Source organism: Thermostichus sp. MS-CIW-25 (assembly GCF_054060015.1).
This window is the reverse complement of the sequence record NZ_JBSSCS010000010.1, coordinates 68778-82161: the sequence shown is the minus strand read 5'-3', so window position 1 is coordinate 82161 and position 13384 is coordinate 68778. Positions and strand designations below refer to the sequence as shown.

Genomic DNA, 13384 nt, shown 5'->3' with positions numbered 1-13384 from the left:
GTCAGGACTTGGGTCATGGTTCTATCATAACTTCCGCATTCCTCCCGACACTGACCCTACGGGTACAGTGCGGGGCTCCTGCGATTTCTAGCTGACATTAGGGGGTGGGCCGGGCAATGGCGGAGCAGGATCCTCACCTTGGGGCAACCAAACTTGGAAATGCGTCCATCCATCCGAGCTGTTGACGGAGATATTCCCCCCCATATGCTCCACCAGTTGCTTCACCAAAGCCAGCCCCAGGCCGGTGCCGCCGTGCTTCCAGCGATCCGATTGCGGGATCCGGTAAAACTTTTCAAAGATGCGGGGCAGCTCTGGCTCTGGGATCTCGCTGCTGTTGCTGCAGACGAAGAGGATCCCCTCTCCTTCTGAGACAACCCGCAGGTGGATGGATCCCTCGGGGGCCGTGTACTTGATGGCGTTGTGCAGCAGCTCGCGCAGAATGCGCCCCAAGCAGGTGGGGTCGGCCCAAAGCGAGGGGATCCCTGCCTCCAGGTGCAGTTGCAGGTGTTGATGTTTGGCTTGGGCCAAAGGCTGAGCCCCGGCCAGCAAATCTTGTAAATACCGCGGCAGAAAAATATTCTCTGGTTGCAGCAGATACGTCCCGGCTCCCAGCCGTCGCATATCCAGCAGGTCGTTAATGAGCTCGATTTGCCGGTTGCACTCTTTCAGGGCAATGGTGAAGTAGTGCCGCTGTTTCTCGGGGTTATCGCGGGTCATTCGCAGCATTTGCAAGGCCATGCGCACATTGGTCATGGGGGTGCGCAGCTCGTGGGAGACGGTGCTGAGGAAATCATCCTTCAGCAGATTCAGCCGCTCCAATTCCTTCACCTGCGCTTGGGCTGCTTGGTACAAACGGGCTTGGCGGATGGCCAGGGCACATAGGTTGGCCACCTGATAGGCCAGTTGAATCTCGTCTTCGGAAAACTCTTGCTCCGGCAGCCGCTCCAACAGCAAAGCTCCCAGCCGCTTCTCTTTGTCCCAAAGGGTGCAGGCCAGCAGCCGCACCCAGCGTCCTTCCTTCCGACAACAGCAGTGGATTTCCCATTTCTGCTGTGAGGAAGAATGGGACTGCAGCAGGCGCAGGAACTCCGGGTCACTGGCGTAGTCTGGCCCATGCAAGGGATCCGCCCCGCCATCTTGAGCCACGTCAGAAGAGAGAGAGGGGGAGTAGCAGTAGCCAGGGATCCAGGTTGACCCATCTTCTGTTCGCGCTACTCGGACGGAGTCCTTGAGCAGCAGGATTTGGCAGCAGGTCAGGCTTAGCGCTTCGGCAAGGGCTCTGACCACTTCTTCAAGAATTTCCCCCTCGTTTAGGCTGACCACCATCCGGCTGCTGATGGCGCGCAGCACCCCCTCAAAATGCAAGGCTTGCTGCAGCTTGGCCGTGCGCAGCTCCACCTGGGCTTCTAGCTCCCGGTTGAGGGCTTGCAGCTGTTGTTCTGCCCGCTTTTGCTCGGTGATCTCCCGCCCCACCGATAGGATCTCCACCAAGCGGCCTTGGCTGTCGAAAATGCCCTGATCTACCCAGCTAATCCAGCGGGACTGGCCGTTTTCTCCGGGATACTCCCGCTCGCTGCAGTAGAAAGGATGCTCAGGCGTGAGAGCAGCAAAAGCTTGCAACACCTTAGCCTGCTCTTCTTCCGGCAGCCGATCCCGCCAAGGTTGGCCCACCACCTCCTCTGCCCGCCGACCGAAGAAGCGCAAATAGGCAGGATTGACATAGGTGATGCAGGTATCGGGCCGAAAGCGACAAATGAGCTCCGTCTGCTGTTCCACCACGGCGCGGTATTCTTGCTGCTGCTGCCAGAGACGATCCAGCAGGGCCTGCTGAGCTGCTGCCGCCTGCTGCCAGGCTTTGGTTAGCGTCTGCACCTCCTGGATGGGGCCGGGATCCAAAGGAGGCCAGGGCTGGAAGCCGCTTTGGATAAATTGCTCGGCGATTTGGGTGAGGCGGCGCAGGGGACGGGAGAGAGCTTCGCCGAGGAGGATCCCTGTCCCCAGCATGCTCAGCAATAGCCCACCCCCCAGCAGCGCAGCCTGTTGGGCGCTCCGATGGACTTTGGCCAGAAGGGTTGCCTCTGGGATCCCATGCACAAAATAAAAGCCCAGCCTCCCTTCACTCTGAACGGACTCCACCTCCACCCAGTAGGGGATCCCGCCAACCACGAGGCGCAGCGAATTCTGAGAAGAGGCCGTCTCCCAGGAGCCCACCTGCTCTTGCACGGCCACCAGCAGCGGATGGGGAGCAGGCCCCGCCGTACTGGCTACCACTTGCCCCTCTTCGTCCAGCAGAAAGCTCACCCCCACAGCAGAGCTGCCTTGTACTCGTTCCAGAAAAGCCTGAAGCTGCTGAATGGACAGGGAAGCCACTAAGCTGCCGTAAACCCGCCCCCCCGAGTCGGTCAGGGATAGGGACGTCACGATCAGCCGCTCCGCCTCCTGGGTGGAAGACTCGGCAAAAAATCGGGTTGCCACCCAAGTGTCGCGGATCCCTTCCGACTGCAGGAGCTGGGGAAACCAGAACAACTGCCTCAGATCCACAAAGCCCAACCGGCGAGTGAACCCTGTGGGATCCCCTGTCTCTGGATCCCGTTGGCGGCCCTGGGCGGATCCCGGCAACAGGCCGAGTGTATGGTAAGTCCAAATTGATCCGTCGGCGTGGCGGCGGGCGATCACGAACCCCCCTTGAGCCGAGACAAAGCCGATATAGCCGAGCTCAGGAAAGAGCTGCAACTGGCGGGCAAAGTGAGCTTCCAGCACCTCTAGATCGGCTCGGCTGGGGGTTGTCAAATCGGGCAGCAGCCCCCCCCTCACTGCCCCTTGATTGAGGGCATTGATCTGAAGGGGAATTTGCAAATATCTGGCAAGATGCTCTTCGGTGCGGTCGGTAACTTCCCGCCTCAGTTGCTCCGTCAAGCGCAGCGCCAGGTGTCGCCCGCCCTGCCAGGAGAGATGGGCTACCCCGCCCACCCCCCCCACCACTGCCAGCAGCAGGGGCAGCAGCAGCGCCACCCGCAAAGGAATGGAGCGGAAAGGCCACCGGGATCGCACTTCAGAAGAACTAGAGGAAGACAGCATGGGATCCCTCGCAAAACCTCAAGCTCGGGGAGGTTCCAAAGCCCGCTGCAAAGCCCCCAGGCCAACTTCCGCTGCAATGGCCAGAAGGGCCACTGGAACCGCCCCCACCAGCAAGATGGCGTTGTCATAGAGAGCAAACCCTAGGGTAATGAAAGTACCCAGCCCTCCTGCGCCGATAAACGCTGCCAGAGTAGCACTGGCAATCACCTCAATGGTAGCCGTTTTAACACCGGCCAAGATCACCGGCAAGGCCAAAGGGATCTCCACATGTCGCAACACCTGGGCAGGGGTCATGCCCATGCTCAGGGCAGCTTCCCGCAGGGCCGGCTCAAGGCTGCGGAAGGCCACATCCGTGCTGATCAGAATGGGGGGCAAAGCCAGGAGGGTTAGCGCGACGACTGCCGAACGGAAGCTAAGGCCAAAATAGGGGATGGCCAAAAACAAAATGGCTAAGCTGGGAATCACCCGCAGGCTGCTGAACGCATTGATCACCACCAGAGAAAGCATCTGGGAGCGGGAGCTGAAAAAACCCAGCGGCAAGCCCAACAGCAGCCCCATTCCCAAAGGCACCGCCACCAGTTGCAGGTGTTGGACGAAGGCTTGAAACAGCGTGTCGCTGTGGCTCTGGGCGTAGGCCAGGGAGCGGGCCAAAAGGCTCATCTAGAGGTGTGTGGATGACAGAGGGATCCAAGACAAGCCCCAGTGTAGCGCCGGCAGGCGATCTTGACAGTGCGGAATAGTGCAGAGCGGGGATTTAGCACCAATCAGGGAGATGGGGTCACTCCAATTTCGGTCTCCGACCTGCTAACGCGGTGCAATCAACCTCAACTTTCTCCCAAGGATTAGAACCCACAGCGCCGCCTGCCGACAAAAATAACCATCTGTTTCACTGCCCATCTGAGTTGCCATCTCTATCCTGCTGATCTTTCTCAATCTTGTCTGGATCCCTGTTTGGGGGGTGGTTGGCTTCTCGCTCTTGCAAACGGCGGATTTGCGAGCGCACCTGCAGAGCAATCTGTAAAGCAGCCTCCAGGATTCGCCCCTGTTCGCTAGCCTGCTCGCTCACCTGCAGAGCTGTCAAGGCTGCCAAGTTATCGCCGAAGAACTCGCTCTGCTGCTCGATCAAGTCTTCGTTTTGCCGCAAGATCCGTTCGGTTTTCAAGGCGCGAATGAGATCGGCCCGGGTCAGCTTCAGCGCTTCGATCACCTCAGCCCTCTGGGCCAGCTTCACCTCGGGGTTGCCCGCTTCCACCAACTGGTCGTTGACGTGGATGGCCTGGATGATTCGGTTGTAGCGATCCACTTCCCCCAGCAAGTTCAACAGCAGCGGCATGCGACGGCTGCGGAAAATCCAATAGGCTTGGCCCAGGGCGGCAATAGCCGCCAGGATCCCCCATTCCACCAGCCAAGTGCCCCAAGTGGCCTGTAGGCCAGGGATCCAAATCCGCCCCACCAGGGTAAGTAGGGATCCCCCTGTCCAGAAGGTCAAGAAACGCAAGAACAAGTCCAGCGTCAGCAACAAGCGTAGGAGATCCCAGAAAGCGGAGAACTGGCGCAGGCGATCCTTAAAGCGACGAACGGGCTGAGGCCGATACAACCAAGCCACCGGCACTTGAGAGAGGCTTTCAACTTGAGCTGGGGAGATGATCAGCTCTTGTAAGTCCCGCTGCATCGCCATTTACTCTGCTGAGGCTGGGAAGTTTTCCCATTGTACTTGCGACCTTGAGCAGCTTGGGCTTGCTCAGGGATCCCTTCCCAGAAGGGAAGCTGCCTGGCCAAGTCTCGATAGAATGGGGTTCGCTGGGCTGTTTGCGTCTTCACGCCCTCGTGCTCACGTTGTAGGGCAACAGTGAGACACAAGACAGCTCGTCAAACGCAAAGGAGAAGAGCAGGGTGACCAGCCAATTGCGCCAACTGAAGGCCCATCTCGCTGAACCGGAAAACTTTGCCCCCTACGGACAGGTCATTTGCCCCACTCCCGATCACAAACCCTTCGACAGTCAAGATGCTCAGTTGTTCTTGAATCAAGGGCAGCCCCGCTTTTACATCATGCGCTTGCCTCGCCGCGGCCTCAAGTTTACTCAGATCACCCACCACATCCGCTGCACCCAGTGCCTGGGATCCCTGAATGGCAAGGAGTGGTTTATTGGTGTTGCACCGCCTGCCGATGAGCTGCACGTGGATCAGATTCAAGCCTTTCGGGTGCCTGGGGATCGCTTTATCAAGCTGGAGATGGGCACTTGGCATGCCGGCCCCTACTTCGACCACGAGGAGTTCATCGATTTCTATAATCTGGAGCTGGCCGACACCAACCTCACCGACCACGAGACGATCAACCTGCTCCAGACCTACAACCTGGAGTTTCAGATCGTCCCCTGAAGGCGGATCCCTGCAGTCTCGGCAAAAAAATCGATGTAGTCTTTACGCTTGAGCGCGGAAAGAGGTGCGGGGATCCGCAGCTACGCTATAGGAAGGGGCAGAGGCTGAACTCAGGTTCTAGCCCTAGAGGATCCGGCTGAGTTGGGTGAGCATTTCTTGACTGGGGTTCGAGTTCTGCCCTTGCCGACAGAAGTCTCGGCACAGCAACTTGTTGGGCCAGGTGATAGAACAGGGTCAAACCTGGCAGCGTTTTGGAGGTTTGTTGCGATGGCCGCACTCCAACTCAACAAGGTGAGCCGCCAGCTCTTGGGGGCTCTGGCCCTGTTCCTGTGCCTGGGACTGTTGTCTGCCTGCGACGAGGGTAGCAGCAGCACCGTCAGTCCCCCCAGCCTCACGCCCACTCCCACCCCCGCTGGTCGGTAAGCCCACAGGATCTTGCATGCCTTGGCAGCGGCTGCCCAGTTTGCAGCAAGTCTGGGCAGGGATGGTTTTGAGTCTGCTCTGCCTTTTTCTGTTGGCAGCCTGCGGCGGTGGGGAGGGATCCCTTACTGCGGTGGGGCCCCCTCCGGCAGGGGAGCTGCCCATCGCCGGTTTCTTGTGCCAGTTGGATCGCCAGACCCGCAGCTTTGCCGGCCCCATCTATGCCGAGCAGCCTCAGGCTGCCACCTGCAATCCCGGTCGCCTCACCCCAGCAGCAGCCCAAAAGATGATGGATCGGCTCAACTTTCTGCGGCTGTTGCACGAGTTGCCGCCGGTGAAGCTCAATCCCGAATTCTTGGAGGCCGCTCAGCAGGCGGCCCTGATGCAGGTGGCCAATGGCGCCCTCAGCCACCAGCCGCCCCCCTCTTGGCGCTGCTTTACCCCTGCTGGGGAGGCGGGATCCCGCTTCAGCAACCTGGCGGTTGGGCCCATCCTAGAGCTGAACGGCCCCGATCCAGGCCGGGTGTTGGCGCGGCAGGTGGACATCTATTTTGCCGAGCCAGGTCGAGAAAACTTTGTGGATGTGGGGCATCGCCGCTGGAACCTGTATCCCCAATATGCCCAAGGGGCCTACGGCATTGTCTTTGACCCACGGGCTGGACGGGTGACCCAGGCCAACGCCAACTGGATCTTCGGTTTTGACGAGTCGGTGCCAGATCCAGAGTTCATCGCCTTCCCGGAGAAAGACGGCTACCTCTACCGCCTAGAAGGGTTTTCCGGCCAGCCCCTGTCTGCCTACCGCTGGTCTTTCTCGGTGCCCAGCCGTGGCGGCAAGGCTGATCTCAGCCAAGCCCAAGTCCGCATCACCGATGCCCTCAGCGGCGAGCCGGTGCCTGTTGGAGATCTCCGCGTGGGGGATCCCGCCTTTGGCCTGGAAACTTTGACCTACTCCGTGGGTTCGATCCAGCCCAATCGCAACTACACCTTTGAAATTAGCGGCATTCGCCTCAACGGTGGCCCCCCCCGCAGCTACCGCTACACCACTGCCCTCTACGACTGCGATCCTCAGGCCCCCGAACGGCCCGCACCCCTCACCGAAGGGCTGGGGATCCCGCCCCGTCTGCTCTGGCAGATGGAGCCTTTCAACTCTTTCAACCCTCTCAACTAGCTTTTCCTCACCCCCAGCCCCTTTCCCAAAGGGGAAAGAGGGGTCTGCTGCTCCTAGAAGCCTGACTTTATGCATAAAGCGCAATTCGAGAATGACAAAACTGCATAACTTGTTACAAAGTGTAACGGCCAATACCAAAGTTAACGGTTCGTCATCGCTAGGGTAGCCAGTGTTCACCCCACGGCAGCGATCATGGCGAACCAATTTGAACGCCTCAAAAGCGAAAAGGATGGGCTGGCGGTCAAGGCCGAGCTGGAGGCGTTTGCCCGGATGGGTTGGGAGAACATTCCTGAAGACGACCGGGATCACCGCCTCAAGTGGCTGGGGATCTTCTTTCGCAAGCGCACCCCAGGTCAGTTCATGCTGCGGCTGCGCCTGCCCAATGGGATCCTAACCAGCGGCCAAATGCGGATGTTGGGCGCAATCATCCACCCCTATGGAGAACAGGGCGTAGCCGACATCACCACCCGGCAGAACCTGCAACTGCGGGGCATCCCCATCGAGGAAATGCCCCAGATCCTGGGCTACCTGAAAGAGGTAGGCCTGACCAGCATCCAGTCGGGCATGGACAACGTGCGCAACATCACGGGATCCCCTCTGGCCGGTATTGACCCGGACGAGCTGATCGACGTGCGCGGCCTCACTCGCAAGGTGCAGGACATGGTTACCAACAACGGCGAGGGCAACCCTTCCTTCAGCAACCTGCCGCGCAAGTTCAACATCGCCCTCTGCGGTTGTCGTGACAACTCCGTGCATGCGGAGATCAACGACCTGGCCTTTGTGCCCGCCTTCAAAAATGGCCGCCTGGGCTTCAACGTCCTGGTGGGCGGCTTTTTCTCTGCTCGCCGCTGCGCCGAGGCAATTGGCCTAGATGTCTGGGTGGATCCCCGCGATGTGGTTCCTCTGTGCGAGGCGGTGCTGCTGGTCTACCGGGATCACGGCCTGCGGGCCAACCGGCAAAAGGCGCGGTTGATGTGGCTCATTGACGAGTGGGGCCTAGAGAAGTTCCGGGCGGCTGTGGAGCGCCAGACTGGCCACCCTCTGCTCAGGGCAGCGGAAAAAGATGAGGTGGTCTGGCACAAGCGGGATCTGCTGGGGGTGCATGCCCAGAAGCAGCCGGGCCTCAACTTTGTCGGCCTGCATGTGCCGGTGGGGCGGCTCAACGCCCTGGAGATGATGGAGCTGGCCCGCTTGGCGGAGGTGTACGGCTCCGGGGAGCTGCGGCTGACGGTGGAGCAGAACGTGCTCATCCCCAATGTGCCCGACTCCCGAGTGGCCCCGCTCCTCAAAGAGCCGCTCTTGAAGAAGTTCTCCCCCAACCCAGGGCCCTTGCAGCGGGGGTTGGTGTCCTGTACGGGCAACCAGTTCTGCAACTTTGCCCTCATCGAGACCAAAAACCGGGCTGTGGCCTTGATGGAGGAGCTGGAGGCGGAGCTGGAGATCCCCCAAACGGTGCGCATCCACTGGACGGGCTGCCCCAACTCCTGCGGCCAACCCCAGGTGGCCGATATTGGCCTCATGGGCACCACCGTTCGCAAGGACGGCAGGGTGGTGGAGGCCGTGGACATCTACATGGGGGGAGAGGTGGGCAAAGACGCCAAGCTGGGCGAATGCGTGCGCAAAGGGATCCCTTGCGAAGACCTCAAGCCGGTCTTGGTGGAGTTGCTCAGGGAGCACTTTGGGGCCAGGCCGCGTCAGCATCCGTCCGCCGCCCAGGCTTCTGTTTTGGTAACCCGCTAGCGGTTCTGTTGCCGTCCTGAAAGTTTTTCTTTCTTCGTCGTTGTAAATCTTGGAGGTTTCGATGTCTAAGCTGTTCAGCACTTCCTCTCCCGTCTCCCGTCGGCAATTTTTGGCCGGGGTGGCTGCTCTCACGGCTGGGGCGGCCACGGCTGGGATCCCGCGCGCCCAATCGCAATCCTTGGGCAAAGGCTACTGGGTGGCGCAGGCCGATACTCCCGAAACCACCAGCGCCAAGCTGGGGTTCATCGCTCTAACCGACGCGGCCCCCCTGATCATCGCCAAAGAAAAGGGGTTCTTTGACAAGTACGGCATGAAAGATGTGGAGGTGGTCAAGCAAGCCTCTTGGGGCACCACCCGCGACAACTTGGTGCTGGGATCCGCCGCCGGCGGCATCGATGGGGCACACATCCTCACCCCCATGCCCTACCTCATCACCACCGGCAAAGTTACCGATGGCAAGCCGGTGCCTATGTACATTTTGGCCCGTCTCAATCTGGACGGTCAGGGCATTAGCATTTCCAACCAATATCGGGATTTGCAAATCGGCCTGGATAGTTCCCCCCTCAAGGCCAAGTTTGCCGAGGTCCGAGCTGCCGGCGGGGATCCCAAATGCGCGATGACCTTCCCCGGCGGTACCCACGACGTGTGGATGCGCTACTGGCTGGCCGCAGGCGGGATCGATCCCACTAGCGACGTCTCCATCATTGTGGTGCCGCCGCCGCAGATGGTGGCCAATATGAAATCCAGAACCATGGAAGCCTTCTGTGTGGGCGAGCCTTGGAATGCCCAGCTGGTGAACCAAAAAGAGGGGTATAGTGCCCTCACCACCGGCGAGCTGTGGAACGGCCACCCGGAAAAGGCCTTTGCCCTGCGGGCCGACTGGGTGGATGCGCACCCGAAAGCCACCCTTGCCCTGTTGAAAGCGGTGCTAGAAGCCCAGATCTGGTGCGACCAGATGGAAAACAAAGAGGAGATGTGTCGCATCATCGGCGACCGCCGCTGGCTGGGGGTGCCTGTGCCCGATATCTTGGGCCGTTCTCGGGGCACTTTTGACTACGGCACCGGCAAGGTCGTTGAAAACAGCCCCCACCTGATGAAGTTCTGGCAGAACTACGCTTCCTACCCCTTCAAGAGCCACGATCTCTGGTTCTTGACCGAAAACATCCGCTGGGGCTATCTACCTGCCGACACCGATACCAAAGCCTTGGTGGAGCAGGTGAATCGGGAAGAACTCTGGCGAGAAGCTGCCAAAGCCATTGGTCAGGGGGCAGCCATTCCCCCCAGCACCTCTCGAGGAGTGGAAACCTTCTTCGACGGGGTGCAGTTCGATCCCGAAAATCCTGCCGCCTACCTGGAGAAATTGGCGATTAAGAAGCTGGCCTAGCCTGATCTTCTCAATTCTTCCAGAGCAAGTTGCAAAAACCCTTGCAAGCCCTCTGTCCAGGAGAGAAGGGATCCCCGAATCCCCACAAAGAGTGTTCAACTGAAACCCCTTCTCTCTTGGGATCCTCTTAAGTTGACTTCAACCTTACTCCCAGCAAGCCATGAGGATTTTCCACTCTGCCCTACAGTTGGGCTACCACCTCTTTCGGATCCTGCTTCCCCTACTGGTTGGCCTAGGCCACTGGCTGCTGAAAACCGGCCAAGGTTCTGTTCTTCAGTCCAGTACCGGAATCGGTTCTCCCGCCAGTTCTGCACCTTCTTCTGCTTGGCGGCAAAGAGTCCAAATCCACAAAGCGCTGCGTCGCATTCTGTTGCCCGCTACGGCCATTTTGCTCGTCCTGATTCTCTGGCAAATCATTTACAGCCGTCCCGGAGCCAATTTGCCCACGCCTCTCCAAGTTTGGCAGGACACCTGGGATCCCCTTATTAAAGATCCCTTTTTTGACTATGGCGGCAATGCCAAAGGACTGTTCTGGCAAATTTGGGCCAGCTTGCGGCGGGTGTTCATTGGGTTTGCCCTGGCTGGCCTGGTAGGGGTTGTGGGCGGCATGATCATCGGGGTCAATCGCTGGCTGTACGAGGCTTTGGATCCCATTTTTCAGGTGTTGCGCACGGTGCCGCCTTTGGCCTGGCTGCCGATTTCTTTGGCTGCCTTTCGAGATGCCAACCCTTCCGCCATTTTCGTAATCTTCATTACGGCTCTCTGGCCCATTTTGATCAACACCGTTGTCGGCGTACAGCAGATCCCACAGGACTACCGCAACGTGGCGAGAATTGTGCGCATGTCCGGCTGGAAGTACTTTTTCAAAATCGTTTTCCCGGCAACTGTACCCTACATTTTTACCGGCTTGCGCATTGGGGTGGGCTTGTCTTGGCTGGCCATTGTGGCGGCGGAGATGTTGATTGGCGGTGTGGGCATCGGGTTCTTCATCTGGGATGCCTGGAATAGCTCCCGCATCAGCGAAATCATTCTGGCTTTGATCTATGTCGGGATGGTGGGTCTTCTGCTGGATCGCATCACGGCTTGGATTGGCTCGCTGGTGGTGGCTGAGGATCACTAAATGAGCTTGGCCGAGTTTTAGATTGGTTGCTGACAATTTCTCCATGCTCTCAGAAATCATCTCAGGGGAATCATGAAGACCCAGCCTTACATTGAAGTGGATCATGTCGACAAGGAATTTCTCCTCGACAACGGAGAGGTCTATCCTGTCCTGAAAGACATCCACCTGGAGATCCAAAAAGGGGAATTTGTCTCGCTAATTGGCCACTCCGGCTGTGGCAAATCGACCCTACTCAACATCATCGCCGGCCTGGAAAAGCCTTCCCGCGGAGGCATTCTCCTGGAGGGCCGACAAGTTACAGATCCCGGCCCAGATCGCATGGTGGTGTTTCAGAACTATTCCCTGCTGCCCTGGCTGACGGTGCGGGAGAACATTGCCCTGGCCGTGGACGAGGTGCTGGGATCCCTTCCCAAAGCGGAGCGGGACCGGATTGTGGAAGAGCACATCCGCCAGGTGGGGTTGCAGGGGGCAGCCGATAAACGCCCGGCCCATCTGTCAGGAGGGATGAAACAGCGGGTAGCCATTGCCCGGGCTTTGGCCATCCGTCCGCGGGTGCTGCTGTTGGATGAGCCCTTTGGCGCTCTGGATGCCTTGACGCGCGGCAACCTGCAGGAGCAACTGATGGAGATTGCCCAGGCGGAGCAGCTCACCTGTGTCATGGTTACCCACGATGTGGATGAGGCCCTCTTGCTTTCGGATCGGGTGGTGATGATGACCCAGGGCCCCGCTGCCCGCATTGGCCAGATTTTGCGGATCCCTTTTCCTCGACCCCGCCATCGTTTGGAAGTGGTGCGTCACCCCGACTACTACAGCCTGCGGGGAGAGATGATCTACTTTCTCAACCAGCAAAAGCGGGCTCGCCAAAAAACGCCTGTTCGCGTGGCCATTGCCAAACACGGCCTGGAGAAGGTCAATTTGGAGGTTGGCTTTGTGCCCCTCAACGACTGCGCCCCGCTGGTGGTGGCCCAGCAAAAGGGCCTGTTTCAAAAGTACGGCCTGGAGCAGGTCACCCTGGTGCGAGAGCCAGGCTGGAAGACCATCTGGGAAGGGATCCGCTCTGGTCGGCTGGATGCGGCTATGGTGGTGGCCGGGATCCCGTTGGCCTCCACCTTGGGAGTAGGGGGAGTTCCGGTGCCTTTGATTACCGCGCTAACCCTCTCCCGTGGCGGCAACGCCATTACCTTTGGGCGCAGACTTTGCCTGCAGGGTGTTCTCAGTCCCTGGGATCTGCGCCAACACCTCCGGCAAACTCCTGACGTGGTTCATACCCTAGGGGTGGTGCACCCGGCCTCAATGCAAAACTTCTTGCTGCGCCATTGGCTGGCTAGCGCGGGGGTGGATCCGGATCGGGATGTCACGTTAACCGTGATCCCGCCGCCGCAGATGGTGGCCCACCTCAAGGCCGGCAACATCGATGGCTACTGCGTGGGCGAGCCCTGGAACTCCCGCGCCGTGCGGGAACAGGTGGGGGTTATCGTCGCCACCACCCCTGAAATCTTACCCAGCCACATCGAAAAGGTGCTGACAGTGCGCCAGGATTGGGCGCAAAACTACCCCCGTACCCATGTAGCTCTGGTCAAGGCACTACTGGAGGCTTGTCACTACTGCGATCAGCCGCAGCACCGTTCTGAGATCTTGGAGTGGCTGGCTCAGCCCCAGTATGTGGGCGTGGCCCTGGAGGATCTGCAGCCGGGGTGGACGGGTATTCTGCAGCGGGGAATTGCCGATGAATCCCAAGCCCTCACCGGTTTTCACCAGTTTGCCAACGGGCGCAACACCTGTCCGGAAAGATTGGAACACCTCTGGATCCTGACGCAGATGGCTCGCTGGGGACTCTGCCCTTTTCCCCGCAATTGGGTTTCGGTTCTCGACCAAGTTCTGGACAGCGAAACCTACGCCCTAGCCGCCAGAGAACTGGGCCTGCCGGATCGGGCCCATGACCGCGGAGCTTTGCTCTTTGCCGATGGATCCCGCTTCGACGGAGAGGATCCCGTTGCTTACCTGGAGTCGGTGGCCATCCGGCAGGATCTGAAGCTGCAGGAGTACCGGCTCAGCGAAGTTTAGCTTTTGTTACCTTAGCCCCTCAATTGGAAAA

10 protein-coding genes are annotated in these 13384 nt (G+C 59.3%); 7 read left to right on the top strand and 3 right to left on the bottom strand.

Annotated elements, in window-relative coordinates; translation table 11 throughout:
- Positions 1–87 precede the first annotated feature (87 nt).
- The 3 genes from ACVWZ1_RS05830 to ACVWZ1_RS05820 all read right to left on the bottom strand — a co-directional run bounded on the left by ACVWZ1_RS05830 (position 88) and on the right by ACVWZ1_RS05820 (position 4756).
- Positions 88–3078: an ATP-binding protein gene (locus tag ACVWZ1_RS05830; RefSeq protein WP_457502822.1), complete on the bottom strand. Its 2991-nt coding sequence runs from the start codon at positions 3076–3078 to the stop codon at positions 88–90.
- Between the two features lie 18 nt (positions 3079–3096).
- Complete coding sequence (locus ACVWZ1_RS05825) at positions 3097–3738, bottom strand: ABC transporter permease (RefSeq protein WP_457502820.1); 642 nt, start codon at positions 3736–3738, stop codon at positions 3097–3099.
- 226 nt (positions 3739–3964) lie between these two features.
- Complete coding sequence (locus tag ACVWZ1_RS05820; RefSeq protein ID WP_457502819.1) at positions 3965–4756, bottom strand: hypothetical protein; 792 nt, start codon at positions 4754–4756, stop codon at positions 3965–3967.
- 215 nt (positions 4757–4971) lie between these two features.
- Here ACVWZ1_RS05820 and ACVWZ1_RS05815 point away from each other — a divergent pair, with 215 nt between their 5' ends.
- The 7 genes from ACVWZ1_RS05815 (at position 4972) to ACVWZ1_RS05785 (ending at position 13353) form a co-directional block, all read left to right on the top strand.
- On the top strand, positions 4972–5457 hold the full coding sequence (locus ACVWZ1_RS05815; protein WP_457502818.1) for an ureidoglycolate lyase: 486 nt from the start codon (positions 4972–4974) through the stop codon (positions 5455–5457).
- A 267-nt stretch (positions 5458–5724) separates the two neighbouring features.
- The gene (locus tag ACVWZ1_RS05810; RefSeq protein ID WP_168173315.1) at positions 5725–5880 is read left to right on the top strand and encodes a hypothetical protein; all 156 of its coding nucleotides are present in this window, start codon (positions 5725–5727) and stop codon (positions 5878–5880) included.
- Positions 5881–5896: 16 nt separating this feature from the next.
- Entirely contained in the window at positions 5897–7045 is a 1149-nt protein-coding gene (locus ACVWZ1_RS05805; RefSeq protein ID WP_457502817.1) for a CAP domain-containing protein, read from the top strand.
- Between the two features lie 192 nt (positions 7046–7237).
- The gene (locus tag ACVWZ1_RS05800; RefSeq protein WP_457502816.1) at positions 7238–8785 is read left to right on the top strand and encodes a ferredoxin--nitrite reductase; all 1548 of its coding nucleotides are present in this window, start codon (positions 7238–7240) and stop codon (positions 8783–8785) included.
- Positions 8786–8846: 61 nt separating this feature from the next.
- A complete protein-coding gene (locus tag ACVWZ1_RS05795; protein WP_457502815.1) occupies positions 8847–10169 on the top strand; it encodes a CmpA/NrtA family ABC transporter substrate-binding protein in 1323 nt (440 codons plus the stop codon).
- A 160-nt stretch (positions 10170–10329) separates the two neighbouring features.
- Positions 10330–11289 carry a nitrate ABC transporter permease gene (gene ntrB, locus ACVWZ1_RS05790; protein WP_457502813.1) on the top strand — a complete coding sequence of 320 codons (960 nt, stop codon included), beginning with the start codon at positions 10330–10332 and terminating at the stop codon, positions 11287–11289.
- A gap of 72 nt (positions 11290–11361) precedes the next feature.
- On the top strand, positions 11362–13353 hold the full coding sequence (locus ACVWZ1_RS05785; protein WP_457502812.1) for a nitrate ABC transporter ATP-binding protein: 1992 nt from the start codon (positions 11362–11364) through the stop codon (positions 13351–13353).
- Positions 13354–13384: the final 31 nt, after the last annotated feature.

Excerpts from the sequence above, each read along its gene's own strand:
- ACVWZ1_RS05830 (WP_457502822.1), bottom strand. The coding sequence starts at position 3,078 with ATGCTGTCTTCCTCTAGTTCTTCTGAAGTGCGATCCCGGTGGCCTTTC.
- ACVWZ1_RS05825 (WP_457502820.1), bottom strand. The coding sequence starts at position 3,738 with ATGAGCCTTTTGGCCCGCTCCCTGGCCTACGCCCAGAGCCACAGCGAC.
- ACVWZ1_RS05820 (WP_457502819.1), bottom strand. The coding sequence starts at position 4,756 with ATGGCGATGCAGCGGGACTTACAAGAGCTGATCATCTCCCCAGCTCAA.
- ACVWZ1_RS05810 (WP_168173315.1), top strand. The coding sequence starts at position 5,725 with ATGGCCGCACTCCAACTCAACAAGGTGAGCCGCCAGCTCTTGGGGGCT.
- ACVWZ1_RS05805 (WP_457502817.1), top strand. The coding sequence starts at position 5,897 with ATGCCTTGGCAGCGGCTGCCCAGTTTGCAGCAAGTCTGGGCAGGGATG.
- ACVWZ1_RS05800 (WP_457502816.1), top strand. The coding sequence starts at position 7,238 with ATGGCGAACCAATTTGAACGCCTCAAAAGCGAAAAGGATGGGCTGGCG.
- ACVWZ1_RS05795 (WP_457502815.1), top strand. The coding sequence starts at position 8,847 with ATGTCTAAGCTGTTCAGCACTTCCTCTCCCGTCTCCCGTCGGCAATTT.
- ntrB (WP_457502813.1), top strand. The coding sequence starts at position 10,330 with ATGAGGATTTTCCACTCTGCCCTACAGTTGGGCTACCACCTCTTTCGG.
- ACVWZ1_RS05785 (WP_457502812.1), top strand. The coding sequence starts at position 11,362 with ATGAAGACCCAGCCTTACATTGAAGTGGATCATGTCGACAAGGAATTT.